Source organism: Actinacidiphila sp. DG2A-62 (assembly GCF_035825295.1).
GTDB lineage: Bacteria > Actinomycetota > Actinomycetes > Streptomycetales > Streptomycetaceae > Actinacidiphila.
The window spans coordinates 2,073,700-2,099,166 of sequence record NZ_JAYMGI010000002.1; the positions used below are offsets into that span (position 1 = coordinate 2,073,700).

A 25,467-nucleotide genomic window follows, 5' to 3' on the forward strand; every position below is an offset into this window, starting at 1 on the left:
CGCCGACACCGCCCGCGCGGCCGTGTCGGCGGCGGTGTCAGCGCCGTGTCGGCGCCGTGTCGGCGGGGTCCGCCATCGTGGTGGACATGACGACGCGACGTACTGACGACAGTAGGACCGCCGCCGTCGAGGTGCGGGGTCTGGTCAAGCACTACGGCGAGACCAAGGCCCTCGACGGGGTGGATCTGGAAGTGCGCCAGGGCACGGTCCTGGGCGTGCTGGGCCCCAACGGGGCGGGCAAGACCACGCTGGTGCGGGTGCTGTCCACGCTGGTGCAGCCCGACGCGGGCAGCGCCCGGGTGGCCGGCTACGACGTGCTGACCCAGCCTCGGCAGCTGCGCCGGGTGATCGGCCTGACCGGGCAGTACGCCTCGGTGGACGAGAAGCTCTCCGGCCGCGAGAACCTCTATATGATCGGCCGGCTGCTCGACCTGTCCCGCAAGGACGCCAGGGCCCGGGCCGACGAGCTGCTGGAGCGCTTCTCGCTGACCGAGGCGGCCCGCCGCCCGGCGATGCAGTACTCCGGCGGGATGCGCCGCCGCCTGGACCTGGCGGCGAGCATGATCGGCCGGCCCGCGGTGCTCTACCTGGACGAGCCGACCACCGGCCTGGACCCGCGCACCCGCAACGAGGTGTGGGACGAGGTGCAGCGGATGGTCGCCGAGGGCGCGACCGTGCTGCTGACCACCCAGTACATGGAGGAGGCCGAGCAGCTCGCCGACGAGCTGACGGTCATCGACCGCGGCCGGGTGATCGCCCGGGGCGAGGTGGCCGAGCTGAAGGCGAAGGTCGGCGGTCGCACGCTGGAGATCCGCCCGGCCGACCCCGCGCAGGCCGCGGCGATGGCCGCGGCGATCGCGGAAGCGGGTCTGGACGGCGTGGCCGGCGCGACCGCCGACCCGGCCGAGGGCCTGGTCAGCGTGCCGATCCTCAGCGACGACCAGCTCACCGCGGTGGTCTCGCTGCTGGGGACGCGGGGCTTCGCGCTGGCGGGCATCGGCACGCATCTGCCGAGCCTGGACGAGGTGTTCCTGGCGATCACCGGCCAGAAGACGCCGCCGCAGTCCGGCGACGCCGCGCCCGCACGGGAGCAGGGCGACGGCGACGGCAAGGGCGGTGTCCCCGGCAGCGGCGGCAGCGGCAGCGGCAGCAGCGGCAAGGGCGACAGCAACGACAACGACGACAACGCGAAGGTGGAGGTGTCGGTATGAGCACGGCGACCGCGACGACGGCCGCCGTCCCGCCGAGGACGGGCGCCGCGGACGGCAGGATCGGCCTGCGGGCCAACCTGCGGCACATCGGCGCCCTGGCGCGCCGCAACATGCTGCAGATCAAGCAGGACCCGGAGTCCATGATGGACGCCCTGCTGATGCCGGTGATCTTCACGCTGCTGTTCGTGTACGTCTTCGGCGGCTCGATCACCGGCAAGGGCCACCAGCACGAGTACGTGAACTACGTGATCCCCGGCCTGATGGCGATGATGGGCATGAACATCGCCATGGCGGTGGGCACCGGGGTCAACGACGACTTCAAGAAGGGGGTCATGGACCGGTTCCGCACGATGCCCATCGCGCGGTCCTCGGTGCTGATCGCCAAGATCGTGGTCGAGCTCGGCCGCATGCTCATCGCCATCGCGATCCTGCTCGGCATGGGGTTCGCGCTGGGGCTGAGCATCGAGACCGACGTGCCGCACCTGCTGGCGGCCGTGGCGCTGTCCGGGGTGTTCGGCGCCTCACTGATGTGGATCTTCATCCTGCTGGGGCTGACCATGAAGTCGCCCCAGGCGGTCCAGGGGGTCGCGATGCTGGTGCTGATGCCGTTGCAGTTCGGAAGCTCGATCTTCGCCAAGCCGACCACCATGCCGGGCTGGCTGGAGAACTTCACCAAGGTGAACCCGCTGTCCAACCTGGCGGACGCCTCGCGCGCGCTGATCAACGGCGGCGCGGTCGCGCACTCGGTGTGGGTGACGCTGGCGTGGGCGGTCGGCATCACGCTGGTCACCATGCCGCTGGCGGTCGCGCAGTTCCGCAAGAAGACCTGACCGGGAGCGGTACGGCCGCCGGGTCCGTCCGCGCGGGTCTATCCGCGCGGGGCCGCCCGTCGCGGTGCCGCCCGCCGCGGTGCCGCCCGCCGCGGTGCCGCCCGCCGCGGTGCCGACGGCCCGCGACCGCTCAGTCCACGTCGCGCATCAGGGCGACGGCCTCCTCCACCGAGGGGCCGTCGCCCTCGGCGTACGCGGCCGCGTACTCCTGCTCGCCGAGCAGGGCCCGCAGCCGCGCCCGCAGCTCCTCCAGCCGCTCGGCCTCGGCGGGAGGGACGACCGAGGGGCGCAGCCGGTCGTGCATTCCTGTCAGCGTGGCCGCGCGCCGCGCCCGCCGCCGGGCCGTGTCCTCCCCCGGGGCCTGCTCCGCGAGGAGCGTCAGCAGTTCCACCGTGCCGGGCGCCAGCATGATCGGCAGCCGGGGGTTGATCAGATGGGCCAGCGGGTGCCGGGCCAGGACGTCGATACCCTCGGCGATCATGCCCAGACCGCCCTGCGGGTCGCCGGACCGGCCGGTCAGATAGCCCTTGAGGGACTGGATCACCCCCGCGACGAAGCCGTGCGCGCCGTCCGGGGACAGCTCGGCCGCGGTGGCGTCGCTCAGCGCCTGCTCGACGATCTCCATCGCCTCGTCGACCCGGTCGCCGCGGCCCAGGTGCAGGGCGAGCAGCATCCGGCCGAAGAACGCCGCGCCGTCGCTGTGGGCGCCGAACCGCTCGGCCTGAGCCACGCCCTCGCGCAACAGGCGTTCGCCCTCCTCGGGCCGGCCCGCGCTGATGGTCGCGTCGCCCATCCGCACGGTCAGCACCGGGACGTACTGCTCGGAGCCGATCTTGCGGACCAGCGCGATGCCCTCGCGGCAGCACTCGATCGCGTGCTCCCACTGGCCGCCGTTGATCGACGCCTCGGCCTCCGCCACGAGCGTCTCGGCGGCGCCCCACTCGTCGCCGATCCGCTGGAACAGCCGGCGGCTCTCGCCGATGTCGCGCAGCGAGTCCGCGAGCAGGTCGCCGACGTCGTTGTTGATCTTCGCCCGCATCTGCAGCGAGAACGCCAGCTCCCAGGGCCGGTCGTGGGTCCGGCACGCCTGCACGGTCTCGTCGATCATCTCGCGCAGCCGGGTGTAGTCGCCGGTGAAGAAGGCGCCGAAGGGGCGCATGATGCCCGGCTGCCGGGCGGACTGCGGCAGGTGCGGCGGGTAGGCCCGGACGAGTTCGGCGCCGAGGCTGCTGAGGTCGGGGTCGCCGAACCACTGCCCGTCGCCCTCGCGCGCCGAGACGTCGATCAGCCGCACCCAGCGGCGGGCCTCGCGCAGCCGCTCGCCCTCCATCGGCGGCGGGTCGTCCAGCGGTCCGCGCTCCAGCGGCTGCGGGTCGGACAGCGGGTCGGCGAACGGGTCGGGGCCGAGCGCCGCCACCGCGGCCGGCCAGGTCCTGCGCTCCGAGACGTAGTTGCGCACCTCCCAGAACCACGAGCAGCCGAGCACCAGTTGCAGCGCCTGCTGCTCGTCGCCCGCCGCGACCGCGCGGCGCAGCGCGGCGCGCAGGTTCTCGTGCTCGCGCTCCAGCCGCTCGAACCACAGGAGTTGGCCCGCGCCGCGCAGCCTGGGGTCGGCGGTGCGGACGTACTCCCGGAAGTACGCGGTGTGCCGCGCCTCGACCGCGGCACGCTCGCCGGACTCGGTGAGCCGCTCGGCGGCGTACTCCGCGATGGTCTCCAGCATCCGGTGGCGCACGCCGTCCTCGCCCTGCTCGGCGAGCACCAGCGACTTGTCGACCAGGGAGGCGAGCAGCGCGGCGGTGTCGGGGGCGGCTATGCGCTCGCCCGCGGCGCTCCGGCCGGCGGCCGTGGCGGACCCGGCGGCCGTGGGGTGCGCGGTCGCCGCGTCCCCGGTCGCCGCCTCCCCGGTCCCGGGGTGCCCGGCCGTGGCGTGCCCGGTCGCCGCGTGCGCGTCCCCGGGCTCCGGGTCGGCGCAGACCGCCTCGGCCGCCTCCAGGGTCCAGCCGCCGCGGAAGACGGCGAGGCGGCGCAGCAGCACCCGCTCGGGGCGTTCCATCAGGTCCCAGGACCAGTCCACGACCGCGCGCAGGGTCTGCTGGCGCGGCAGCAGCGTACGGCTGCCGCCGGTCAGCAGCCGGAAGCGGTCGTCCAGGCGGTCGGCGAGCTGGCGCGGGGAGAGGCTGCGCAGCCGGGCCGCGGCCAGCTCGATGGCCAGCGGCAGCCCGTCGAGCCTGCGGCACAGCTCGGCGCAGGCCGCGGGGTCCTCCTCGATCGTGAAGCCGGGGCGGGCGGCGGCCCCGCGGTCGGCGAGCAGCCGCAGCGCGGTGGGGTCCGGCAGCGGGTCGAGCGGGCGTACCAACTCGCCCGGCACGCCCAGCGGTTCACGGCTGGTGGCGAGGACGGCCAGGCCCGGGCAGTCGGCGAGGAGCTGCTCGGCGAGGGACGCGGCGGCGTCGATGACGTGCTCGCAGTTGTCCAGGACCAGCAGCAGGCTGCGGCCGGCGCAGTAGTCGGCGAGCTGCCGGGCGGCGTCCCTGGGCTTGGTCTCTGCGGCGATCGCGGCCTCCGCGGCGCTGCCCGAGTGCAGCAGCGTCTCGCGCAGGCCGAGCGAGCTGATCACCGCCTCGGGGACGGTCGCCGGGTCGCTCACCGGGGCCAGTTCCGCGTACCACACGCCGTCCGGCCAGCGGTCCGCCACCAGGTCGCCGGCCTCCTGCGACAGCCGCGTCTTGCCGGTGCCGCCGGGCCCGGTGATCGTCACCAGGCGGGCCCGCGCGAGGTCCCCGCGCACCGTCTCCAGGTCGCGCTCGCGGCCGACGAAGCTGGTCAGGCGGGCCCGCGCGTTGCCCCTTCCCGCGCGGACGCCGCGGCGGCCGCCCGCGGGGCGGCCCGCCCGCGCGGCGTCCGCGGCGCGGTGTCCCCGGCCGCCGGCCGGGTCGCCGTAGCCGCCCTGGCCGCCCTGGCCGCCGTGGCCGGAGCCGCCCACCGCGGCCCCGGACCCCGCGTACGCGTACGCGCCGTCGCCGTGGTCCACACCGCCGGCGGGGCCCTGGCGGGACCGAGAGCGGGGCCGCGAGCGGGGCCGGGTTGAGGAGTTCGGCGTGCAGGGCGCGCAGTTCGGCGCTCGGGTCGGCGCCCAGTTCGTCGGCGAGGGTGCGGCGCAGACTCTCGTACGCGCCGAGCGCGTCCGCGGTGCGCCCGGTGTCCCGCAGCGCGCGGATCCACAGCGCGTGGACCGGCTCGTCCAGCGGATGGGCCGCGGCCAGCTCGGCCAGCTCCGGCAGCACCTGGCCGGCCCGGCCGAGCGCCAGCTCCGCGGTCAGCCGCTGCCGCAGCGCGCCCAGCCGCAGCGCCTCCGCGCGCACCGCCGCCGTGCCCCGGTCCGGCAGGTCGGCGAGCGCCGGCCCGTGCCACAGCGCCAGCGCCTCGCCGAGCAGCCCGGCCGCCTTGACCGGGTCGCCGTCGGCCAGCGCCCGGCCGCCCTCCTCGGCGATCCGCTCGAAGCGGTAGAGGTCGACGTCGTCGCGGGCCGCCTCCAGCCGGTAGCCGCCCTCGACCGACCCGACCGCGGCGTGCCCGAGCGCCCGCCGCAGCCGCCCGACCAGCGCCTGCAGCGCGCCGGTCGCCCCGGCGGGCGGGTCGCCGTCCCACACCTCGTCGATCAGCGCGTCCGCGCCGACCACCCGGCCGGGCCGCAGCGCGAGCGCGGTCAGCAGCGCGCGCAGCCGCCCGCCGGCGAGCGGCACGGGCGTGCCGTCGTCGCGCAGGGCCTGGGTGGTGCCTAGGATCACGTAGCGCACGGGCCCATTGTTACGGAGTGCGGGCCCCGGGCGCGCCCGGCGTCGCGGGCGCGCGGGGCGGGAGCGCGACGCGGCCGCGGCCCGGTGGCCGCGCCGCCCGCCCGTACCGCCTCCCTCGGCAGGAACCCGACGCCGCCCGTGCGCGTTGGTGAGGGCAGAGCCGGTACGGCCTGTGCCGCGTCCGCGGCGGATGGCATGATCGGGCGGCCAGGCCGCGTCCCGCGTGCCGGGTCCGCGCCGCACCCCGTCCGCAGGAGAGCCCGTCCCATGAGCGTCACCCCGATCCGCCGCGTGCAGCGCGGCAGCGAGACCAGGGTCAGCCCGGTGTTCCTCGGCATCGCCGCGGTGATGGCCGTGTCCGGCTGGGCGGTGTGGACCGGGTTCGCCTCCGACGCCCGGTTCGCGATCTTCCTGTTCGTGGTCTCCGGCTGGCTGGTCTCGCTGTGCCTGCACGAGTACGCGCACGCCCGCACCGCGCTGCACAGCGGCGACCTGAGCATCGGCGCCAAGGGCTATCTGACGCTGAACCCGCTGAAGTACGCCAACGCGGCGCTGTCCGTCGTGCTCCCGGTGATCTTCGTGATCATGGGCGGCATCGGCCTGCCCGGCGGCGCGGTGTACATCGAGCGCGGACGTATCCGCGGCCGGCTGCGGCACAGCCTGATCTCGGCGGCCGGGCCGCTGACCAACGTGGTCTTCGCGGTCGCGCTGATGGTGCCGTTCTGGACCGGCGCCGCCGACACCTGGCCGACGAACTTCCTGGCCGCGCTCGCGTTCCTGGCGATGCTCCAGGTGACCGCGGCGCTGCTGAATCTGCTGCCGGTGCCCGGCCTGGACGGCTACGGCATATGGGAGCCGTGGCTGTCGCCCTCGTTCAAGCGGCAGGTCGAGCCGTTCGCGCAGTTCGGGCTGCTGTTCGTGTTCGGCGTGCTGTGGATCCCGTCGGTGAACGTGACGTTCTTCGACGCGATCTACCACGTGCTGGGCTGGTTCGACGTGCCCGGTTCGTACGCGGACTACGGCTACGCGCTGTTCCGGTTCTGGAAGAACTGACCGGGCGGGGATCGGCGGGGCGCGGCCGAACCGCCTACGCCTGACTGGCCCTCGTGTCGCCCTACGCCTGACCGGCCCGCGCGTCGGCCTACGCCTGACGGGCCCGCGCGACGCCCTACGCCTGACCGGCCCGCGCGTCGGCCGCCGCCGCGTCCGCCTTGGCCTTGCGGCGGTAGTACCACCACATGTTGCTGGTGACGCCCGCCAGCAGCACCCACACGATGCCGAGCCAGCTGCCCTTCGCGAAGGACACCGCCGCGGCGGCGACGGCCAGCAGGCACATGACGAGGGCGTAGAGGGCGAGGCGGGGCATCGGCGGGGGCTCCCAGGGGGTACGGGCGGTACGGCGTGTCGTGCCGCCATTGTCCCCCATCGCCGGGCGCCCCCGCACGGGGCACGGTGTTCGGGCCCTGTTCGGTGGCGCCCCGCCGGAGCGGCACGGCAGGATGCCGCAATGGACGCGTTACGGGTGGCGCGGCTGCGCGAGGCGCTCACCGGCACCGAATGGCCGCAGGCCACGCGGGAGTTCGGGGCGGCGCTGCGGGGCGCCGCGCGGCGGGGCGGCGGCGGGCTGCTGCTGGTGGGCACGCACGCGTACGAGCCGTGGCACATGGCGGCGCACCTGGAGGAGGAGGCGGCCTGGGCGTCGGCTCCGGAGCTGGCGCCCACGCTGGTGCGCCACCGGGTGCCGGAGGGGGCGCGGCCGCACCTGTCGGTGGGCCTGGCGCGGCTGGCGGCGGCGCGGCGCGGTGAGACCGTCCTCGTGGTGGCGCCCGCGGCGGTCGAGGACGCGTTCCTCGACCGTTTGGCGTCGGTGCGGCGGGCCGGGGCGCGGGTGCTCGCCCTCGACGCGACGGACGGCGCCGACCTGCGCGGGGTCGCCCACGAGTCGCTGGTCCTCCCGCGCGCCCTGTCCCTGGACGCCGCCCAGCACCTCGTCGCCGCGGGCGCGGCGCACGCGCCCCGATCGCGCTCCCGGCTGGCCCGCCTCGCCGACCGCCTCACCACCCCGCCCCCGCGCTGGTAGCGCCGAGGCCGCCACCGCCGGTCCCGGTCTCCACGACATGCTCGGCGAGGGCACGCCGCACACCCTGCTCAACCGGTTCACCGGCGACGGGTCCCGGGAGCCGCGGTAGCCCGCGGTGTGCGGCTCCCCGGCGTCCGGGGCGGCCGGCGGGGCGGTAACGTAGCGGGTGGCGGGGCGAGGGAAGGAGCTCGATGGCAGGCAGGAACAGGGTCTCCGGCTGGATGCGACGCCGCTCGCAGGACACTGGCTCTTCCGCCCCCCTCGACCGGGACGCCCTGACGCTGGCCGCCGCGCGGGCCGGCTTCCCGGTCGCCCCGGCCGCCCACCCCGAGGGCTTCGGGTGTTCGTGCGACCGCATCGGCTGTCCCTCGCCGGGCCAGCACCCGCTGTCGATGGCCTGGCAGACCCAGGCGAGCACCGACCCGCAGACGGTCGCTGCCTGGCTGGCCTCCCATCCGCTGGCCAACTTCGTCACCGCCACCGGCATCGACCACGACGTGCTCGACGTGCCCGCGGAGGCCGGCCACCTCGCGCTGGAACGTCTCACCGCCGACGCCGCCGCGTTCGGACCGGTCGCGCTGCTCGGCGACGCGCGCATGCTGTTCTTCACCGCCACCCGCGGCACCCCCGCCGACGAGGACGAGTGGTGGCCGTGCGCCCTGGACTGCCACCCGGAGACCGCCGACGAGCACCCCGGCATCCGCTGGCACTGCCGCGGCAGCTACGTCCTGCTGCCGCCGTCCCGGCTCGCCTCCGGCGGCGCGGTCGGCTGGCTCCCCGGCCACGGCCCCGACCTGCCGCTGCCCGACCCGCTGCTGGTCCTGGACATCCTCAGCGACGCGTGCGCGCGCTTCGGGTACGAGCCGGAGCCCGCGCAGCTGGTCTGGGACCGCTGAGCCCGCCGCGCTTCACCCGCCGTTTCACTCGCCCTTCGCGGACACCAGCCCGGTGCGCCGGCTGAGGAAGTCCACCCGGGCCGACGGCCCGCCGGACCCGCCGCCGCTCCCCGCGTCCTTGCCGCCCGGCGCCAGGGGGACCGTCGCGAGCTGCTGCCCGACCCGCGCGAGCGTCACCGCCGTCTTCGGCGTCCCGGTCATCAACGCGCGGGTGCTCGCGTCGACGGACAGGTTGAAGCCGGCCCGGTAGGTGGACCTGGACTGGTGGCGGGTGGCGAAGAAGACCAGCGCGCCGCCGTCCTTGGTGCGCAGCGCGGCCGGCGCGAAGTCGCCCGCGGTGTCGGCCTGGTCGGCGTACTGGGTGACCGAGTCGGGCGTTCGGGCCTTGGCCGCGCGGTCGGCGCGCAGCTGGGTGGTCGAGGGGCCGGGCGCGAAGTCCGCGGCGCGGGAGCCGGACTGGAGGTAGCCGGCATAGGCGGAGCTGAGCGCGTCGGGCCGTACCAGCAGTCCGGGCTGGTCCGCGGGCACGGGCAGGACGTGGCCGCCCTGGTCGGTGGCGAGCGCCGGCATCGCGCCGTCCGGGACCACCGCGAGGTAGTCGGCCCGCCACGGCTCGGCGGCCGAGCCGCGGCGGAACAGCAGCACCCAGCGCGCGGTGGTGCTGCGGTTGGTCGCGGTGTCCGCGACGAAGAACTTGGGCCAGCCCACCTGCCGGGGTATCAGGTACCTGGTGTCGCTGAGCTTGAGCGGGTCGGCTGCGGCGTTGCCCTCGGGGTGCTGGGTGTGCGCGGCCTTCACCTGCGCGGTGTCGATCTCGCCCAGCGGCCCGGCCTCGATCTGCGCGACGTAGCTCTCGTCGTAGGTCCGCGCGGCCTCGGTGTCGACCTGCGCGAAGTGCGTGAGCACCCGGGCCGCCTCGGCCGGGCTCAGCGAGGGGATGTTCTCCCGCTCGCCGTGCACGGTCACACAGCCGGCCAGCGGCGCGGCCAGCGCGGCGGCCGCGGCCCCCAGCCGCAGCCCGCGGCCCAACCTGCGGCGGATCATGGTGCCTCGGCCCCCCTCGGCGTCACTCGCGTCGGCGTCACCCGCGTCGCCGTCACCGGTGTCGGCGTCACCGGGAAAATCGGCGTCACCCGTGTCGGCGTCACTCGCGGAAATCGCCGCCACCCTATCGGGCCGCGGCGACCCGCCGCGCGGCGGTCACGGCAGCGTGAGGACCTCCGCGCCGTCCGCGGTGACCACCAGGGTGTGCTCGAACTGCGCGGTGCGCTTGCGGTCCTTGGTCACCACGGTCCAGCCGTCGTCCCAGATGTCGTACTCGTGCGTGCCCAGCGTGAGCATCGGCTCGATGGTGAAGGTCATGCCGGGCCGCATCACGGTCGTCGCCCGCGGGTCGTCGTAGTGCGGGATGATCAGCCCGGAGTGGAACGAGGTGTGGATGCCGTGCCCGGTGAAGTCGCGGACCACCCCGTAGCCGAACCGCTTGGCGTACGACTCGATGACGCGGCCGATGACGTTGATCTGCCGGCCCGGGCGCACCGCCTTGATCGCGCGCTCCAGCGACTCGCGGGTCCGCTCGACCAGCAGCCGGGACTCCTCGTCCACGTCGCCGACCAGGTACGTGGCGTTGCAGTCGCCGTGCACGCCGTGGATGTACGCGGTCACGTCGAGGTTCACGATGTCGCCGTCGCGCAGCACCGTGGAGTCGGGGATGCCGTGGCAGATCACCTCGTTGACCGAGGTGCACAGCGACTTGGGGAAGCCGCGGTAGCCCAGGTCGGAGGGGTAGGCGTGGTGGTCGACCATGTACTCGTGGGCGATCCGGTCCAGCTCGTCGGTGGTGACGCCGGGCGCGACCGCCTTGGCGGCCTCCTCCATCGCCCGCGCCGCGATCCGCGAGGCGGTGCGCATCCGCTCGACCGTCTCCTCGTCCTGCACCTCGGGTCCGGTGTACGGCGCGGGGCCGGGCCTGCCCACGTACTCGGGGCGCGGGATCGACGCGGGCACGCGCCGGGTCGGCGAGACGGTGCCGGGGACGAGCAGTGGCTGACCAGACATGCCGACGAGTGTATCGGCGGGTGATCGGGCACGATGGCGCTAGGGCCGCCCTCGGCGGGCGGGCTGTCCCGGGCCGTCGCGGCGGGTCGGGCACGGTGACGACGAGGAGGCCGTCGATGGCGCTGTTCAAGGCGAACAAGCCCGCGGGCAAGCCGGGCGAGTGGTTCTACTGCCTCAAGCACAAGAAGGTCGAGGAGGGCCCGGAGTGCCCGGCCAAGGACCGGTTCGGGCCGTACCCGACACGGGCGGAGGCGGAGCACGCGATGGAGCGGGTGGCCGAGCGCAACGACACGTGGGACGCGCAGGACTGAGGTCCGGGCTGAGGCCCAGGACAGAGGTGCAGGACTGGGGCGGCGGGTGTCGCTACGGCGCGGTCCGCGCCGGGGCCGGGTCCGCGGCGTCGGGCTGGGCGGGGCGCGGCTGAACGGGGTCCGGCTGAACGGCGTCGGGCTGCGCGGGGTCCGGCTGAACGGGGTCGCGGTCCGCGGGGCCGGCCGGCGCCGGGACCGGGCCGGTGTGCCGGCGGTCGTCGTAGCCGATCAGCGCCGGCAGCCACGCGGCGAGCAGGCCGACCGACGCGACGCAGGCCAGGCCGCCGGTCCACACCGACGTCCGCGCGGAGCTGAGCGCGGCCACGCCGCCGGAGCGGACCTGGCCGAGCTGCGGGCCGACCGAGTACGAGAGCACCTCGATCCCGGCCAGGCGTCCGCGCAGCGCGTCGGGGATGGTCTGGTTCCACATGGTGGAGCGGCCGATGCCGCTGATCATGTCGCAGCCACCGGCCGCCGCGAGGAGGACCAGCACCAGCCAGATCCGCCCGGTCCAGCCCGCCGCGGCCATCGCCGCGCCCCAGCCGGCCGCCGCGAGCACCACCATCAGGCCGTGCCGGTGCACCCGCGAGGACCAGCCGCTAATCAGGCTCACCAGCAGGGAGCCGACCGACCCGGCCGCGTACATCAGGCCGAGCGACCAGCGGGCGTGCAGGTCGTCGGCGAGGAAGGGGAAGATCGCCGCGGGGTAGGCGAAGAACATCGCGGCCATGTCGATCACGTACGTGCCCAGCAGCTCCTTGCGGCCCCAGGCGTAGCGCGCGCCCTCGGCGATGCCGCGCAGCGACGGCGGCCTGGCGTCGTGCGCGGCGGGCGAGCGGCGCAGGCCGAGGCCGAGCAGCAGGGACACCGCGAAGGTCACCGCGTCGGCGCCGTACGCCCAGCCGAGGCCGGCCCAGGCGATCACCAGGCCGGCCAGCGAGGGGCCCGCGATGGCGCCGACCTGCCAGCGCAGCGAGTTGAGCGCGGCCGCGGCGGCGAGCTGCTCGCGCGGCACGATACGGGGCACGATCGCGTCGAGGGCCGGCCGCTGCAGGCCGGTCAGCGCGCTGGACAGCGCGGCGGCGGCGTACAGCGGCCAGACCACCGGGTGCGGCAGCAGCGTGTTGACCAGCAGACCCGTCACCAGCAGGCCCTGCGCGGCCTCGGACGCGAGGATCAGCGTCTTGCGGTCGACGGCGTCGGCCAGCGCGCCGCCGTAGAGCCCGAAGACGATCAGCGGCGCCAGTTCGACCGCGCCGATCGCGCCGACGGCCGCGGCGGAGCCGGTCAGGTCCTTCAGCTGCACCGGCAGCGCGACGAAGGTCAGGAAGCTGCCGAAGTTCGTGATGGCGCCGGCCAGCCACAGCAGCCGGAAGTCCCGGGACTCCCGCCACGGCGTCAGGTCCGGCAGCAGTCCCCGGTGACGCCTCCCGCCCGGCGCCCCGCCGCCCCCGCGCGCTCCGCTGCCGCCTCCTCCGCCGCCCGCGCGACCCGCGCCGCCCTCGCCGTCCCCGCCGTCGGAACTCTCCGTGACCACCACGGCCACGCATGCTCCCCGTTCCTCCTCCGCCCGGGCAACGCATTTTCCCGCCCGCCGGACCGGGCGGGTCGGCCCGTCCCGGCCCGGCGGCTCGCGAGCACTCGGGGGCCGTGGACGGGCCGGTGCCCCTAACCTGGTACCTGATGGCGGCGCCGTAGAGCGAAGGAGACGATCATGACCACTGCTCCCGGTGGCGCTCCGGGCCGGCCCGAGCCTGCCGTGCCCGCGCATCCGCTGCGGACCATCCGTGACATCCGGGATTCCCTTCCGGCCGACCAGGCCCGGCACTTCGACGCGGAGCTGGCCGACACGGAGCTGGAGGCACTGCCGGAGATGCTGAGCCGCTGGGTCCGGCTGGCCACCGACGGCTTCGAGGAGTTCCTGCTGTCCCGCCCCTTCGAGGGCCTGGAGTTCGGCGCCCGTTCCTACGACGACGACCAGGCGGGCGATCAGTGATCTATCTGCTCGACACGAACGTCGTCGCCGAGCTGACCACCCGAGTGCGGCCCGACCCCCGCGTCGTTGCCTGGCTCCGCTCGACGCCGCGACCCAACCGTTTCCTGAGCGTCATCACTGTCGCCGAGATCGAAGCAGGCGTGACGGCCACGCCGGACCCCGCGCGACGAGCCCGGTACGCCGAGGTGCTGGCCGCAGCTCGCTGGGAGTACCGGGACCGCATCGCACCCATCGGCGAACGCGAGGCGGCAGCGTATCTCGCCGTTCATAAAACCTTGAAGGCCGCCGGCGCCGGCATCGACCCACCCGACGCTCTCATCGCCGCCACGGCGTTGGCCAACGGCTGGACCGTGGCCAGCCGCAACACCAAGCATCTGAAGCGCACCGGTGCGGCGGTGCTCAACCCTTGGGAGTTCGACCTCTAGTCCTGGTCGCGGGTCGGATCGGCGACGCGCTCGGGGGCGCCGCTCGACGGCGGGCAGGAGCCGGACCGATCGGGCGCGGGGAGGCGCTGCGGACGGCGCCGACGGACGGGTGCCGCCGGGGGGCCGGGGGCGCACAATCACGGTACGCGGACCACACCTTCGCGCCCCGGCGTTCTCAACCACCCCCCGAGGAGCCAGCCTTGCGCAACGCGACACCCCGCCGCTACCTGATGTGCCCACCCGCACACTTCGGCGTCTCGTACTCGATCAACCCGTGGATGGACCCGACCAAGCCCGTCGATCCGGCGCTGGCCATGTTCCAGTGGGAGGACCTGCGCGACCGCTACCGCGCGCTGGGTCACACCGTGGAGATCCTCGATCCGCTGCCGGGCCTGCCGGACATGGTCTTCGCGGCCAACGGCGCGACCGTCGTGGACGGCCGGGTGCTGGGCGCCCGGTTCGCCAATCCCGAGCGCACCGCCGAGGCGCCCGCGCACGTCGCCTGGTTCCGCGCGCACGGCTTCGCCGAGGTGCGCGAGCCCGAGCACGTCAACGAGGCGGAGGGCGACCTCGCGGTGACCGCGACCTGGATCCTGGCCGGCCAGGGCTTCCGCAGCAGCCCGCTGGCGCACGACGAGGCGCAGGAGTTCTTCGGCCGCCCGGTGATCAGCCTGGAGCTGACCGACCCGCGCTACTACCACCTGGACACCGCGCTGGCGGTGCTGGACGACGCGCGCGACGAGATCATGTACTACCCGGGCGCGTTCTCGCCGGGGAGCCGCGCGGTGCTGGCCAGGCTGTTCCCCGACGCGCTGCGGGCCACCGCGCGCGACGCCGCGGCGCTCGGCCTGAACGCGGTGAGCGACGGGCGCCACGTGCTGCTGCCGCGGACCGCCGGCGGCCTGCTGGAGCCGCTGCGCGAGCGCGGTTTCGAACCGGTGCCGGTGGACCTGTCGGAGCTGCACAAGGCGGGCGGCAGCGTGAAGTGCTGCACGATGGAGCTGCGGCCGGCCACGCCGTAGCGGCGGTCCGCCGCCCGGGGCGCGAGCCGCCGCGCCGGGAGCCGCCCACCCCGTAAGGTGCGGCGCATGCATGCTTCGTACGACGCGGTGATCGTCGGCGGCGGCCACAACGGACTGGTGGCCGCCGCGTACCTGGCCCGCGCGGGCCGCCGGGTGCTGGTGCTGGAACGGCTGCCCGCGACCGGCGGCGCCGCCGTGTCGACCCGGGCCTTCGCCGGGGTCGACGCGCGGCTGTCGCGCTACTCCTACCTGGTGAGCCTGCTGCCCCGGAAGATCGTCGACGATCTGGGCCTGCGGTTCGCGGTGCGCCGCCGCCGCATCTCCTCCTACACCCCGCGCGGCGCGTCCGGGCTGCTGGTGGACGCCGAAAACGAGGAGCGCACCCGCGAGCAGTTCGTCCGGCTGACCGGCTCGGACCGGGACTTCGAGGCGTGGCGCCGGTTCTACGGGATGACGCGGCGGGTCGCCGAGGCGGTGTTCCCGACCCTCACCGGCCCGCTGCCGACCCGCGCCGAGCTGCGACGGGCGATCGGCGACCCGGCGGCCTGGGAGGCGCTGTTCGAGCGGCCGATCGGCGAGGCGGTCGAGGCGGCGTTCGAGGACGACACGGTCCGCGGCGTGGTCCTCACCGACGCGCTGATCGGCACCTTCAGCCACGCCCACGACCCGTCGCTGAAGCAGAACCGCTGCTTCCTCTACCACGTCATCGGCGGCGGCACCGGCGACTGGGACGTGCCGGTCGGCGGCATGGGCGCGTTCACCGACGCGCTGGCCGGCGCGGCGCGGGCGGCGGGCGCGCAGATCGTGACCGGCGCGGAGGTCACGGGCATCGCGACCGACGGCGTACGGGCCGAGGTGACGCTCGCCGACGGCCGGACCGTGGGCGCGGCGGACGTGCTGGTGAACGCGGCCCCGTACACCCTGGCCGGGCTGCTCGGCGAGGAGCGGCCGGCCAGGCCGGAGGGCGCGCAGCTGAAGGTGAACATGCTGCTGCGCCGGCTGCCGCGGCTGCGGGACGCCGCGGTCGACCCGCGCGAGGCGTTCGCCGGGACCTTCCACGTCGCGGAGTCCTACGGGCAGTTGCAGACCGCGTACGAGCAGGCCGCGGCGGGCCGGGTGCCGGACGCGCCGCCCTCGGAGATCTACTGCCACAGTCTGACCGACCCGTCGATCCTGGCGCCCGAACTGGCCGAGCGGGGCATGCACACGCTGACGCTGTTCGGGCTGCACGCGCCGGCCCGGCTCTTCGAGCCGCAGGCGGCGGGAGCGGCGGGAGGCGCGGGCTCCGGCGACGCCAAGGCCGCTCTGCTGGAGGCGACCCTCGCGCAGCTGGACGCGGTGCTCGCCGAGCCGCTGGCAGACTGTCTCGCGGTGGACGCGGACGGGCGGCCGTGCCTGGAGGCGAAGTCGCCGCTGGACCTGGAGCGGGAGGTCGGGCTGCCCGGCGGGCACATCTTCCACCGCGACCTGTCCTGGCCGTTCCGCGAGGACGGGGACGACGGCGAGGACGGGGAGGGCGCGAGCGGGGGCGTGGGGGCGGACGCAAGCCCCGGCTCAGGCTCCGGCTCAGGCGCAGGTCCCGGCTCAGGCTCCGGCTCCGGCGGTGTGACCGGCCGCACAGGCCGCTGGGGCGTCGGCACCGCCCACCCGAACGTCTTCCTCTGCGGCGCGGGAGCCGTCCGCGGCGGCGGCGTCAGCGGCGTCCCCGGCCACAACGCGGCGATGGCGGTCCTGGAGCGGACCCACGTACACCCACGGGAGCAGGAACGATGACGAACAGGCCCTCGATCCGCAGGCCCTCGATCCCCCGGCCCGCGCTGCCCCGACGGTCCTCCGGCTCCGGCCGGCGGACCGTCGGCCGCCAGTGGCTGCGCGGCGGCGGCCGCTGGCACAGCCTCGCCGAGGACGGCGAGAGCGCGCCGCAGCGCAGCACCGCCGACGTGGTGGTGGACTGCGCGGTGTACGAGGACGGCTGCCGGGCCGCGTCGATGCCGCCGGAGCAGGCGCTGCGCGAGGCCCGCCGGCGCAAGGGCGGCTTCGCGTGGATCGGCCTGCACCAGCCGGAGGCCGAGCACCTGGCGGAGATCGCCGAGGTGTTCGGGCTGCACCCGCTGGCCGTGGAGGACGCGGTGCAGGCCCACCAGCGGCCGAAGCTGGAGCGCTACGGCGACACGCTGTTCCTGGTGCTGAAGACGATCGTGTTCGTGGAGCACGAGAAGCTCACCGCGACCAGCGAGGTGGTCGACACCGGCGAGCTGATGATCTTCCTGGGCCCGGACTTCGTGGTGGTGGTCCGGCACGGCAGCGCGCCGGGCCTGGCCAAGGTGCGCCGGGCGCTGGAGTGCCGGCCCGACATGCTGGCGCACGGCCCGTCCGCGGTGCTGCACGCCATCGCCGACCAGGTCGTGGACGACTACCTGGACGTGGCCGACGCGGTCGAACTCGACGTGGACCAGATGGAGTCGGACGTCTTCTCGGCCGGCCACGGCGACGACGCGGCACGGATCTACCAGCTCAAGCGGGAGCTGATCGAGTTCAAGCACGCGGTGTACCCGATGGCCCGGCCGCTGGAGCGGCTGACCGACGGCGCGGAGGGTCTGGTGAGCGCGGAGATGGGCCGCTACTTCCGCGACGTCTCGGACCACCTGTCGCACGTGCGTGAGCGGCTCATGGCGGCGGGCGAGCTGGTGGACGGCCTGCTGGCGGCCAATCTCAGCCAACTCGCGGTGCAGCAGAACGTCGACATGCGCCGGATCAGCGCGGGCGCGGCGATCCTGGCGATCCCGACGATGATCGCCGGCTTCTACGGGATGAACTTCCAGCACATGCCGGAGCTGCGCTGGACCTTCGGCTACCCGCTGATGCTGGGGGTGACGGCGACGCTGTCGGCGCTGTGCTACCGGGCGTTCCGCCGGGTCGGCTGGCTCTAGGGGGTGTCCGGCGGCGGCCAGGCGTCGCCCCACTCGGCGCCGCGGGCCGCGCGGTAGGCGTCGCCGTGCCGCTTGGCGACGGTCGCGCGGACCAGTCCGTCGTCCGGTGTGCACAGGTCCAGCAGCACCTGGCCCTTGCGGATCTGCGGGTGCCGCACCACGCGGCCGGGCGCGGGCGTGCCCGGCACCGCGGCGGGCCGGACCGCGGCCACGTAGCCGAACTTTTCGTCCTCGTACGGCAGGGTGCCGCCCTTGACCTGGCGGTGCAGGGAGGTGCGCGGGACGCGGGCGGCGAAGTGGCACCAGTCGCCGCCGGCCACCGGGCAGTGCGCGTCGTGCGGGCAGGGCGCGAGCACGGTCAGGCCGGCCGCGATCAGCCGGTCGCGGGCCTCGGCGATCCGCGCGAAGCCCTCGGGCGTGCCGGGTTCGGCCACCACCACCGCGCCGAGCGCGGCCGCCGCTGCGGCGTCCAGCAGTGATGCCCGGTCGGCGGGGGCGAGTTCGCCGATCACGTACGAGACGGTGACCAGGTCGGCCGCGGGCAGCCGGGGCGCGCCGGCCAGCGGGGCGCGGGTCCACTCGGCGGCGCGCACGGAGGGCTCGGCGGCGTCGGCGGCCAGTGCCCGGCCGAGGGCGAGGGCGGCCTGCGACCAGTCGAGGACGGTGCTGGTGTGCCCGCTGCCCGGCCAGGCGTCGGCGACCGCCCAGGTGGCCGCGCCGGTGCCGCCGCCGAGGTCCAGATGGGTGCGCGGGGCCCAGCCGGCGGTCCTGGCGCGCAGCGCGTCGAGCGCGGAGCGCGCCGCGGCGTAGGTGGCGGGCATCCGGTAGGCGGCGTAGGCCGCGACGTCGGCGGCGTCGCGCAGGATGGGCGCGGCCGGCGCGACGGTCGGCGCGGCCCCGCGGTAGTTGTCGATCAGGCGCTCCACCTGCGCGGACGCGCGGCCGGGCGCGGTTTCGCGCAATTGCCGGGCGAGGGCGTCGCGGAGATCGTCGGGGAGCTGCTGGACGGTGGGCACAAGGGAACACTGTAAGGGGCGGCCGCAGGGTGGTCGGCTTCTTACAGACTGTGGCCGCTCGTTGGCCATAGGTGGGTTAACTCGGTCATAACATCGGCCCGAATATGTGCAATCCGCAGCGCGCGACCACCCGCTTGGCCTAGCGTTCCCCCGTATCAGGGCGACGCCGGCTCTTGGGGAAGTGCCGGAGCGTCCCGTCGGTCGCGATGTGCCAGGGGGGTCCGTGCGGCGTATCGAAGGTGACCCGGCGATGCCGGTGATGTCCGTGGAGAGTGAGCCGAGACACGGGCGGGGCAACGCCGCGCACCTCCTCGGCCCGTCCGCGGGGCCGGACGGGAGCGGGCCGACCGCCGCTTCCGTCGTGTCCACGGCGTCGGCCGGACCCGGTGTACCCGTCCCCACCGTCCCCGTCGTTCCCGTCGTTCCCGCGGCCGAGGACAGAGCGGTCGGCGCGGCCGAGGACAGAGCCGTGGACCGGGCCGTGGACAGACCCGGCCGGACCGGCGGCGGGACGGGGACCAGCATCAAGGCATCGGTGAACGCCGGTGCCTTCGTCATGCCCGGGGCGCCCGGAGCGCCCGTGCCGCGGGTGGGGCCCGTGCCGCACGGGGGCGGCGGTGCGGCGGGGGCGCCGGAGGTGGCGGAGATGTCGCACGTGCGGGGCGTACCAGCCCGGTCGGGCGTACCGGGTGCACCGGACGCGGGGGTTGCGGGCGGCGCAGCGGTTGCGGCGGACCCGGCGCGGGTTCCGGACGCTCCCGGCGACCCCGGCGCTCAGGGCGGCCCGGGCGACCCCGGCGCTCACGGCGGTCCGGGCGCCGGCGGCCGGCACGGCGTGCACCGCTCGCACACCACGTACGGCGACAAGGCTCCCTGGTACCTGCCGCTCGCGGTGGTCGTGGACGCGCTCGGCGTGCTGGTGCCGCTGCTGCTGGTGCTCGGCGACGGCGGCCAGCCGCACCCGCTGGAGTGCGCGCTGGTGGCCGCGGGCTGCTGGGTCGCGATCCGCGCGGTGCGCCGCCGTTACGCCGCCGGCGACCTCGGCGAGCACCGCTCGGTGCTGCCGGTGCTCGGCGACTGGCTGGTGCTGCTCGGGGTGCTGGCCGTGCTGCGCACCGCGTTCGGCGAGATCGCCCGGCCGGCGCTGGTGCTGGCCGGGCTGGCCGCGGGGCCGGTGCTGACGGTGGCGGCGCGCAAGGGCAGCCACCGCCACCTGTGCGCGGCCCGCCGCTCCGCGCAGGCGGTGCGGCGGGTCCTGGTGGCCGGCGAGCCCAGCACCGTGGACCACGTGGTGGAGCACCTGTCCTCTCGCACCGACCACGCGTACGTCGTGGTCGGCGTGGTCCCGGTCGGCGGCGCGAAGCTGGAGTGCGGCGTGCCGGTGGCCTGGCTGGCCGCGCTGGACCCGGACCGGCCCGGCGAGGACGCGGCGACCGTGCTGCGGGCCGCGGGCGCCCAGGGCGCGGAGCTGGTGCTGCTGGCCACCGGGCCGCGGCTGTCCGCCGAGCGCACCAAGCGGCTGTCGTGGGCGCTGCACGACGCGGGGATGCCGCTCGCGCTGCTGCCGGGCCTGGTGGACGTCGCGGTGCGCCGGGTGCAGCTGGACGCGCCGGCCGGGCTGGCGATGCTGCACATAGCGCCGCCGCTGCGGCGCGGCCCGCAGGTGGGCCTGAAGTCGGCGCTCGACCGGTCCGGCGCGGCGCTCGGACTGCTGCTGCTCGCGCCGGTGTTCGGGCTGGTCGCGCTCGCCGTCAAGGCGACGTCGCCGGGCCCGGTCTTCCACCGGCAGACCCGCTACGGGCAGGACAGCACGCCGTTCACCATGTGGAAGTTCCGCACGATGGTGGTGGACGCGGAGGCCCGCAAGGCGGAGCTGGAACGCAGCGGCGCGAACGAGAACGACGGCCTGATGTTCAAGATGCGGCGCGATCCGCGGGTCACGTCGGTCGGCCGGCTGCTGCGCCGGCTCTCCCTCGACGAGCTGCCGCAGCTGATCAACGTGCTGCGCGGCGACATGTCCCTGGTCGGCCCGCGACCGCCGCTGCCGGAGGAGGTCGAGCGGTACGACGAGGTGGAGCGGCGCAGGCTCGCGGTGAAACCCGGGATCACCGGGCTGTGGCAGGTCAGCGGGCGCAGCGATCTGTCCTGGGACGAGACGGTGGCGCTGGACCTGCACTACGTGGACAACTGGTCCTTCACCGGCGACGTCGACGTCATGGCCCGCACCCTCCGGGCCGTCCTCGACGGCCGCGGCGCGTACTAGACGCCGGGCGCTGGGCGCTGGGCCGATCAGTGGCCGGGGCCGCGTTTCCTGTGCAGCCGGCGCCGCGTGGGCACGCTCAGCCGGCGCCGGGCTTCCGCCCGAGGGGCGCGGGGAACTGCGCGGCCGGCCTTCCCCAGAGCTTCGCCTGGGCGGTGCCCCCAGCGGCCCGCAGGTCGTCGCCGTCCGAAAGGGGCAGTTCCCTTCGCTCCGGACCACCGGCGTGTGGTCGGTTGGCCGCGCAGTTCCCCGCGCCCCTAATCCGCGGCGTCCGGCGCCACGGGGGCCGGGGGTTCCGGCGCGGCCGGGGGCTGCTCCGGCACCGGGGGGATGGACGGGGCGGCCGGGGGCGGGGTGGGCCCGGCGGCGGCAGGCGCCACGGGGGCCGGGAGGATCGTCGGGGCGGCCGGGAGCGCGTCGGTGAGGAGGGCGGTGAGGCGGGTCAGCGCCGCGGTCGGCGTGAGGTGCGCGGTCGCGTAGTCGCGCGCGCGGGCCGCCACCGCCTCGTCCGCGGCCAGCGCCCGCACCGCCGCGCGCAGGGCCGCCGGGTCGCCGGGCGGCACGACCGCGCCCGCCTTCGCCCGGTCGACCTCCCGCGCCGTGCCGCTGTCCGCGGCGACCGCCGCCACCACCGGTCGCCCGGCGGCGAAGTACGAGGTCAGCTCGGCCGGCACGGCGGCGTCGGTGACCGCCAGCACGTCCGCGGCCCCGAGCACGTCGGGGAACTCCTCGTCCGCCGCGGTCCGCGCGAAGTCGAGGTTGGGCAGCCCGCCGGACAGCGCCCGCAGCGCCTCCTTGCCCGCGCCCTCCCCCATCAGCACCACCCGCAGCGTCGGGTCCTGCCGCGCCGCCTCCACCAGCACCCGCTGCGCCGGCGTCAGCACGCCCGCGTAGAGCAGCACGGTCTGCCCCGGCCGCCAGCCGAGCAGCGCGCGCATCTGCTCGCGGGGGCGCGAAGGCCCGGGTATCAGCGACCAGTTGGGCACCAGCCGGATGCGTTCGCGGGGCACGCCGAGCGCCGCGACGCCGTCGACCAGCGTCTCGTGGGTGACGCCGACCAGGGCCGCGCGGCGCAGCGCGTACCGCTCGACCGCGCGGGCCGCCGCGGACCGTACGCCGAGCAGGTTGCGCACCAGCGGGACGTAGGGCACGCCGGCCCGGGCGGCCAGCCGGGCGCCGGCCACGCCGGCGGCCAGGCTGGGCAGTTGCGCGGCCACCAGGTCCGGCGGTCCCATCTCGGGGACCCCGGCGAGCCCGCCGCGCAGCAGGGAGAGTTCGAACAGGGCGCGCCGGGGCAGGGTCTGACGGCTCGGCACCCGGTGGGCGCGCCGGTGCACGGTGACGCCGCCGCGCTGCTCGCGCGTGGTGCGCACGCCCGCGTACGCCGGGTCGAGCCGCCAGGCGGGGTAGTGCGGCATGCCGGTCAGGACGTGGACCTCGGCGCCCAGGGCCGCCCAGTGCTCGGCGATCTGCGTCGCGTACCGGCTGGTACCCGCCTGCTCGGGCGCGTAGTTGGTGGACACGAACAGCAGCCGCCGGTGCGCGACGGTTCCGGTCACGGAGCGCTCCCCTTCTCCTCCGGGTTCCCCGGGACCCTGCGGACCCGCCGATCCCCCGATGCGAACACGCGCAACCCTAGCGTTCAGCCGTACGAGCCATCCCGGTGCCGTGGACGCCGACCTGACCGGCAAATCGGTCAAAACACCTTAAAGTGATCGGCGATGTCCGAGTCGATCTCCCGCCGCGACCTGTTCCGGGCGACGGCCTCCGGTGCGCTGCTCACCGGCTGCGCCGCGCCCTCCTCCCCCGCGCCCGGAGCCCCCGAGGAACCCGCGGCGACGCCCGCCGCCCCGGCGTCCGGGGCGCCCGCGTCCCGCGCACCCGCGACGGCGTCCCACCCGCCCGGCCCCGCGCCGCTGCCGCCCGGTCTGCCCGACCAGATCGAGCACGGCCCGGCCGACCGGCCGCTGGTCGCGCTGACCTTCCACGGCCAGGGCGACCCCGCGATGGCCGGCGAGCTGCTCGCCGAGGCCGAGCGGGCCGGCGCGCGGGTGACCGTGCTGGCCGTCGGGACCTGGCTCGACGCGTACCCGAGCGTGGCCCGACGGGTGCTGGACGGCGGCCACGAGCTGGGCAACCACACCCAGACGCACGGCGCGCTGGACGCGATGGACCGGGCGCGGGCCGCCGCCGAGATCGAGGACTGCGCCCGCCGGCTGGAGCGGCTGACCGGCTCGCGGGGGCGCTGGTTCCGGCCGTCGCGGACCCGGCTGGCCACGCCGCTGGTCGTCGAGCTGGCCCGCCGGGCCGGCTACCCGCACCTGCTGTCGTACGACGTCGACCCGCTCGACTACACCGACCCCGGCCCGGCGGCCGTGCGGGCCGCGACGGCCCGGCAGGTGCGGGCCGGCTCGGTGGTCTCCCTGCACTTCGGGCACCGCGGCACCGTCGCCGCGCTGCCCGGGATCCTCGACGACCTGCACCGCCGCGGCCTGCGCGCGGTCACGACCTCGGAGCTGCTGACCTGATGCGCCGACTGCCGACCTCCGCCCGCGTCCTGCTCGTCGCCGCCGCCGCGGCCCTGGCCACCGCCGGCTGCGGCGGCCAGGCGCGGCACACCCCGCACCCGGCGACGAAGGCCGCCGCCGCGCCGGCCCGCCCCGCGGTCGCCCCCGGCCTGCCCGGGATGCCCGCGCCGCTGGACCCGCACGACCTGTACGCGGCCGACCGGCCGAACCGGCTCTCCCCGGTGGTCCGGGACTTCCCGTCGCGGGTGTACGTGCCCAACACGGAGTCCAACACCGTCTCGGTGATCGACCCGCGCACGTACAAGGTGATCGAGACCATCCCGGTCGGGCTGCAGCCGCAGCACGTGGTGCCGTCGTGGGACCTGAGAACGCTGTGGGTCAACAACGACGTCGGCAACTCGCTGACCCCGATCGACCCGGCCACCGGGAAGGCCGGGAAGACCGTGGACGTCCACGACCCGTACAACCTCTACTTCACCCCGGACGGGAAGTACGCGGTGGTGATGGCCTCCCTCGACCGGCAGCTGGTGTTCCGGGACGCGCACACCATGGCGGTGCGCAAGGCCGTGCCGGTCAGCTGCTACGGCGTCAACCACGCCGACTTCTCCCCGGACGGGCGCTACTTCATCGTCTCCTGCGAGTTCTCCGGCGAGCTGCTGAAGGTCGACACCGCGAGGATGGAGGTGGTCGGGCAGCAGAAGCTGCCGTACGACGGCGCGATGCCGCAGGACGTGAAGATCAGCCCCGACGGGAAGACCTGGTACATCGCCGACATGGTCGCCGACGGGGTGTGGGTGATGGACGGCGACAGGTTCTCCCGGCCGACCCTGCTGCGCACCGGCAAGGGCGCGCACGGGCTGTACGTCTCGCGCGACTCGCGCACCCTGTACATCTCCAACCGCGAGGAGGGCTCGGTCTCGCTGCTGGACCTGGCGACCGGCCGGCTGACCGGCAAGTGGCACATCGACGGCGGCGGCAGCCCCGACATGGGCGGCGTCTCGGCGGACGGCAAGGTGCTGTGGCTGTCCGGGCGCTACGACTCCGAGGTGTACGCCCTGGACACCGCGACCGGCCGCACGCTGGCCAAGATCCCGGTCGGCGCGGGCCCGCACGGCCTGTGCGTGTACCCCCAGCCGGGCCGCTACTCGCTGGGGCACACGGGCGTCTTCCGCTGAAGCCGCGCCCCCGGCGCGCGGGGCCCGAGCCGCCGCCGGCCCCGCGCCTGCCGCGTCGGGACCCGTCCCGAGCCGCCCGTGCTGTGCTGAGCGGATGGACGCGGAGGTGTACGGGCGGGTGTGCAGCCGGCACCCGGTGTCGCACAGGGCATGGAGCAGGCTCCTGGCGGGACCGGTGGCGCTGGGGGGCGCGGCGTCCGTCGCCGAGGTGGTGCTGGCCCTGACGCGGCCCGACATGCTGCTGCCCGGTTCCGGGTGGATCGGGCCGGGGGGCGCGGGCGGTCCGCTCACCGCCGTGTGGATGCTGACGCTGGGGCCCGCCGCGGTGCTGATGGCGGCGATGCTGCGCTGGCTGCCGCGCGGATACCTCGACGTCCGCGAGCGCGGCCTGGTGTGGGGGACCGCCTGGCGGGCCCGGGGCCGCCGGTGGGAGGACGTCCGGGCGCTGGACGTGCGGCGCGGGACGGTGTTCACCGCTCCTTCGCCGACGCCGACGGGCCTGTACTACCGCTGCACCGTCGTCTTCGCCGACGGCAGCCGGGTGACCTTCCGCGACAACACCGCCGGGTACGCGGCGCTGGAGAAGCAGCTGTGGCGGCGGTGCCCCGCGGCGGTCGGGCTGCCGCCGGAACAGCAGCGGTGGCGGCGGTGGCGGTGGGCCTGGCCGGCCGGCGCGCTCCTGCTGCTGGCCGCCGACGCCGCGGCGTGGCGGTACGTGTCCAGCGCCCCGGCCGAACGCGAGGTCCGCGAGGAGGGCCGCACCCGGCTGGTCCAGAACATCAGCGACGGCCGACTCGTGGCGATCAGCACCGGCATGCTGATCGTGCTGGCCCTCGCCCTGGTCTGCCTGTTCGTCACCTTGTGGCACCTGTGGGGCCCGACGTCCGGTGACCGCGGCTGAGCGCCCGCCGCGCGGCCGCGTACCCGCG

General features: G+C 75.6%; 21 protein-coding genes and 2 pseudogenes. 15 read left to right on the forward strand and 8 right to left on the reverse strand.

Annotated features, from left to right (window positions below; all coding sequences use genetic code 11):
* Nucleotides 1–86: 86 nt before the first annotated feature.
* Together VSR01_RS09160 and VSR01_RS09165 are read left to right on the forward strand one after the other, a co-directional pair.
* A pseudogene (locus VSR01_RS09160) lies at nt 87–1,073 on the forward strand (ATP-binding cassette domain-containing protein); the annotation flags it as partial.
* 134 nt (nt 1,074–1,207) lie between these two features.
* The gene (locus VSR01_RS09165) at nt 1,208–2,041 is read left to right on the forward strand and encodes an ABC transporter permease (protein ID WP_326448751.1); all 834 of its coding nucleotides are present in this window, start codon (nt 1,208–1,210) and stop codon (nt 2,039–2,041) included.
* A 130-nt stretch (nt 2,042–2,171) separates the two neighbouring features.
* On the opposite strand, the gene VSR01_RS09170 is transcribed toward VSR01_RS09165, so the two are convergent.
* Together VSR01_RS09170 and VSR01_RS09175 are read right to left on the reverse strand one after the other, a co-directional pair.
* On the reverse strand, nt 2,172–5,075 hold the full coding sequence (locus VSR01_RS09170) for an ATP-binding protein (protein WP_326448752.1): 2,904 nt from the start codon (nt 5,073–5,075) through the stop codon (nt 2,172–2,174).
* A gap of 115 nt (nt 5,076–5,190) precedes the next feature.
* Nucleotides 5,191–6,084: pseudogene (locus VSR01_RS09175) on the reverse strand (AfsR/SARP family transcriptional regulator); the annotation flags it as partial.
* A gap of 24 nt (nt 6,085–6,108) precedes the next feature.
* On the opposite strand from VSR01_RS09175, the gene VSR01_RS09180 reads away from it, so the two are divergent.
* The gene (locus VSR01_RS09180) at nt 6,109–6,894 is read left to right on the forward strand and encodes a site-2 protease family protein (protein ID WP_326448753.1); all 786 of its coding nucleotides are present in this window, start codon (nt 6,109–6,111) and stop codon (nt 6,892–6,894) included.
* A 115-nt stretch (nt 6,895–7,009) separates the two neighbouring features.
* Here the strand turns inward: VSR01_RS09180 and VSR01_RS09185 are convergent, their stop codons facing one another.
* The gene (locus VSR01_RS09185; protein ID WP_442785425.1) at nt 7,010–7,207 is read right to left on the reverse strand and encodes a hypothetical protein; all 198 of its coding nucleotides are present in this window, start codon (nt 7,205–7,207) and stop codon (nt 7,010–7,012) included.
* Nucleotides 7,208–7,348: 141 nt separating this feature from the next.
* On the opposite strand from VSR01_RS09185, the gene VSR01_RS09190 reads away from it, so the two are divergent.
* Nucleotides 7,349–7,921, forward strand: coding sequence for a hypothetical protein (locus VSR01_RS09190; RefSeq protein ID WP_326448755.1), 573 nt, complete (start codon nt 7,349–7,351; stop codon nt 7,919–7,921).
* 191 nt (nt 7,922–8,112) lie between these two features.
* Nucleotides 8,113–8,817 carry a bifunctional DNA primase/polymerase gene (locus tag VSR01_RS09195; RefSeq protein WP_326448756.1) on the forward strand — a complete coding sequence of 235 codons (705 nt, stop codon included), beginning with the start codon at nt 8,113–8,115 and terminating at the stop codon, nt 8,815–8,817.
* A gap of 24 nt (nt 8,818–8,841) precedes the next feature.
* Here the strand turns inward: VSR01_RS09195 and VSR01_RS09200 are convergent, their stop codons facing one another.
* The gene (locus VSR01_RS09200; RefSeq protein WP_326448757.1) at nt 8,842–9,861 is read right to left on the reverse strand and encodes a hypothetical protein; all 1,020 of its coding nucleotides are present in this window, start codon (nt 9,859–9,861) and stop codon (nt 8,842–8,844) included.
* A gap of 156 nt (nt 9,862–10,017) precedes the next feature.
* The gene (gene map / locus VSR01_RS09205) at nt 10,018–10,875 is read right to left on the reverse strand and encodes a type I methionyl aminopeptidase (RefSeq protein WP_326448758.1); all 858 of its coding nucleotides are present in this window, start codon (nt 10,873–10,875) and stop codon (nt 10,018–10,020) included.
* 116 nt (nt 10,876–10,991) lie between these two features.
* Here map and VSR01_RS09210 point away from each other — a divergent pair, with 116 nt between their 5' ends.
* Entirely contained in the window at nt 10,992–11,186 is a 195-nt protein-coding gene (locus VSR01_RS09210) for a hypothetical protein (protein WP_326448759.1), read from the forward strand.
* A 52-nt stretch (nt 11,187–11,238) separates the two neighbouring features.
* Here VSR01_RS09210 and VSR01_RS09215 read toward each other — a convergent pair whose 3' ends face one another.
* On the reverse strand, nt 11,239–12,600 hold the full coding sequence (locus tag VSR01_RS09215; RefSeq protein ID WP_326453571.1) for an MFS transporter: 1,362 nt from the start codon (nt 12,598–12,600) through the stop codon (nt 11,239–11,241).
* Nucleotides 12,601–12,900: 300 nt separating this feature from the next.
* Between VSR01_RS09215 and VSR01_RS09220 the strand changes: the two genes are divergently transcribed.
* The 5 genes from VSR01_RS09220 to VSR01_RS09240 all read left to right on the forward strand — a co-directional run bounded on the left by VSR01_RS09220 (nt 12,901) and on the right by VSR01_RS09240 (nt 17,559).
* Nucleotides 12,901–13,182, forward strand: coding sequence for a hypothetical protein (locus VSR01_RS09220; protein WP_326448760.1), 282 nt, complete (start codon nt 12,901–12,903; stop codon nt 13,180–13,182).
* Nucleotides 13,179–13,607 carry a type II toxin-antitoxin system VapC family toxin gene (locus tag VSR01_RS09225; RefSeq protein ID WP_326448761.1) on the forward strand — a complete coding sequence of 143 codons (429 nt, stop codon included), beginning with the start codon at nt 13,179–13,181 and terminating at the stop codon, nt 13,605–13,607. Before VSR01_RS09220 ends, VSR01_RS09225 begins: the two co-directional genes overlap by 4 nt.
* A gap of 200 nt (nt 13,608–13,807) precedes the next feature.
* Nucleotides 13,808–14,629, forward strand: coding sequence for a dimethylargininase (gene ddaH, locus VSR01_RS09230; protein ID WP_442785426.1), 822 nt, complete (start codon nt 13,808–13,810; stop codon nt 14,627–14,629).
* Between the two features lie 66 nt (nt 14,630–14,695).
* Nucleotides 14,696–16,402, forward strand: coding sequence for a phytoene desaturase family protein (locus VSR01_RS09235; RefSeq protein WP_326448762.1), 1,707 nt, complete (start codon nt 14,696–14,698; stop codon nt 16,400–16,402).
* A complete protein-coding gene (locus VSR01_RS09240; protein WP_326448763.1) occupies nt 16,399–17,559 on the forward strand; it encodes a magnesium and cobalt transport protein CorA in 1,161 nt (386 codons plus the stop codon). Before VSR01_RS09235 ends, VSR01_RS09240 begins: the two co-directional genes overlap by 4 nt.
* Here the strand turns inward: VSR01_RS09240 and VSR01_RS09245 are convergent.
* Complete coding sequence (locus VSR01_RS09245) at nt 17,556–18,575, reverse strand: small ribosomal subunit Rsm22 family protein (protein WP_326448764.1); 1,020 nt, start codon at nt 18,573–18,575, stop codon at nt 17,556–17,558. The two genes, VSR01_RS09240 and VSR01_RS09245, sit on opposite strands and share 4 nt — an antisense overlap.
* Before the next feature lie 835 nt (nt 18,576–19,410).
* Here VSR01_RS09245 and VSR01_RS09250 point away from each other — a divergent pair.
* A complete protein-coding gene (locus tag VSR01_RS09250; RefSeq protein ID WP_326448765.1) occupies nt 19,411–20,838 on the forward strand; it encodes a sugar transferase in 1,428 nt (475 codons plus the stop codon).
* A 254-nt stretch (nt 20,839–21,092) separates the two neighbouring features.
* Here VSR01_RS09250 and VSR01_RS09255 read toward each other — a convergent pair whose 3' ends face one another.
* On the reverse strand, nt 21,093–22,394 hold the full coding sequence (locus VSR01_RS09255) for a glycosyltransferase family 4 protein (protein WP_326448766.1): 1,302 nt from the start codon (nt 22,392–22,394) through the stop codon (nt 21,093–21,095).
* 162 nt (nt 22,395–22,556) lie between these two features.
* Here VSR01_RS09255 and VSR01_RS09260 point away from each other — a divergent pair, with 162 nt between their 5' ends.
* The 3 genes from VSR01_RS09260 (at nt 22,557) to VSR01_RS09270 (ending at nt 25,439) form a co-directional block, all read left to right on the forward strand.
* The gene (locus VSR01_RS09260) at nt 22,557–23,363 is read left to right on the forward strand and encodes a polysaccharide deacetylase family protein (RefSeq protein WP_326448767.1); all 807 of its coding nucleotides are present in this window, start codon (nt 22,557–22,559) and stop codon (nt 23,361–23,363) included.
* Nucleotides 23,363–24,538 (forward strand): YVTN family beta-propeller repeat protein, encoded by a 1,176-nt coding sequence (locus tag VSR01_RS09265; protein WP_326448768.1) that lies wholly within the window; start codon nt 23,363–23,365, stop codon nt 24,536–24,538. Before VSR01_RS09260 ends, VSR01_RS09265 begins: the two co-directional genes overlap by 1 nt.
* A gap of 94 nt (nt 24,539–24,632) precedes the next feature.
* Nucleotides 24,633–25,439 (forward strand): hypothetical protein, encoded by an 807-nt coding sequence (locus VSR01_RS09270; protein WP_326448769.1) that lies wholly within the window; start codon nt 24,633–24,635, stop codon nt 25,437–25,439.
* The last annotated feature ends 28 nt before the right edge of the window (nt 25,440–25,467 follow it).

Excerpts from the sequence above, each read along its gene's own strand:
- VSR01_RS09165 (WP_326448751.1), top strand. The coding sequence starts at position 1,208 with ATGAGCACGGCGACCGCGACGACGGCCGCCGTCCCGCCGAGGACGGGC.
- VSR01_RS09180 (WP_326448753.1), top strand. The coding sequence starts at position 6,109 with ATGAGCGTCACCCCGATCCGCCGCGTGCAGCGCGGCAGCGAGACCAGG.
- VSR01_RS09185 (WP_442785425.1), bottom strand. The coding sequence starts at position 7,207 with ATGCCCCGCCTCGCCCTCTACGCCCTCGTCATGTGCCTGCTGGCCGTC.
- VSR01_RS09190 (WP_326448755.1), top strand. The coding sequence starts at position 7,349 with ATGGACGCGTTACGGGTGGCGCGGCTGCGCGAGGCGCTCACCGGCACC.
- VSR01_RS09195 (WP_326448756.1), top strand. The coding sequence starts at position 8,113 with ATGGCAGGCAGGAACAGGGTCTCCGGCTGGATGCGACGCCGCTCGCAG.
- VSR01_RS09200 (WP_326448757.1), bottom strand. The coding sequence starts at position 9,861 with ATGATCCGCCGCAGGTTGGGCCGCGGGCTGCGGCTGGGGGCCGCGGCC.
- map (WP_326448758.1), bottom strand. The coding sequence starts at position 10,875 with ATGTCTGGTCAGCCACTGCTCGTCCCCGGCACCGTCTCGCCGACCCGG.
- VSR01_RS09210 (WP_326448759.1), top strand. The coding sequence starts at position 10,992 with ATGGCGCTGTTCAAGGCGAACAAGCCCGCGGGCAAGCCGGGCGAGTGG.
- VSR01_RS09220 (WP_326448760.1), top strand. The coding sequence starts at position 12,901 with ATGACCACTGCTCCCGGTGGCGCTCCGGGCCGGCCCGAGCCTGCCGTG.
- VSR01_RS09235 (WP_326448762.1), top strand. The coding sequence starts at position 14,696 with ATGCATGCTTCGTACGACGCGGTGATCGTCGGCGGCGGCCACAACGGA.
- VSR01_RS09240 (WP_326448763.1), top strand. The coding sequence starts at position 16,399 with ATGACGAACAGGCCCTCGATCCGCAGGCCCTCGATCCCCCGGCCCGCG.
- VSR01_RS09260 (WP_326448767.1), top strand. The coding sequence starts at position 22,557 with ATGTCCGAGTCGATCTCCCGCCGCGACCTGTTCCGGGCGACGGCCTCC.
- VSR01_RS09265 (WP_326448768.1), top strand. The coding sequence starts at position 23,363 with ATGCGCCGACTGCCGACCTCCGCCCGCGTCCTGCTCGTCGCCGCCGCC.
- VSR01_RS09270 (WP_326448769.1), top strand. The coding sequence starts at position 24,633 with ATGGACGCGGAGGTGTACGGGCGGGTGTGCAGCCGGCACCCGGTGTCG.